Source organism: Ochrobactrum sp. SFR4 (assembly GCF_019730395.1).
Lineage (GTDB): Bacteria > Pseudomonadota > Alphaproteobacteria > Rhizobiales > Rhizobiaceae > Pseudochrobactrum.
The window spans coordinates 1-277 of record NZ_JAAPBB010000714.1 but is presented as its reverse complement, the minus strand read 5'-3'; the positions used below and the strand labels follow the sequence as shown (position 1 = coordinate 277).

Sequence of the window (277 nt, the reverse complement as noted above, 5' to 3'; positions counted from 1 at the left end):
CGATTTTGTGCCGCGCGCCCCAATGTCTATGCGCTTGACGGTCGTGAACCCCAAGGTTTGCCGTGGCTGGGTACTCCGACCAAGAAGGATATTCGCGACCAGAAAAAGCGCATCATTGCTAAAGTTCTGCTTTATCCCGTCGGTCTTTACGATGTGAAAACTGAAGTTGTCGCAGGTCTGGCCAACCTTGTGGAAGGGCAAGACGTAAAAGGACAATGGGCGCGCAATACATTGCATATGCCGCCAAGTCTCTGTGATGATTCATTCGCAAAAGAAC

1 protein-coding gene is annotated in these 277 nt (G+C 50.9%); it reads left to right on the top strand.

What is annotated here, in order from left to right:
- Window positions 1-277, top strand: a 277-nt coding sequence (locus HBA93_RS20925; RefSeq protein ID WP_353619422.1) for a terminase gpA endonuclease subunit, incomplete at both ends; no start/stop codon positions are given.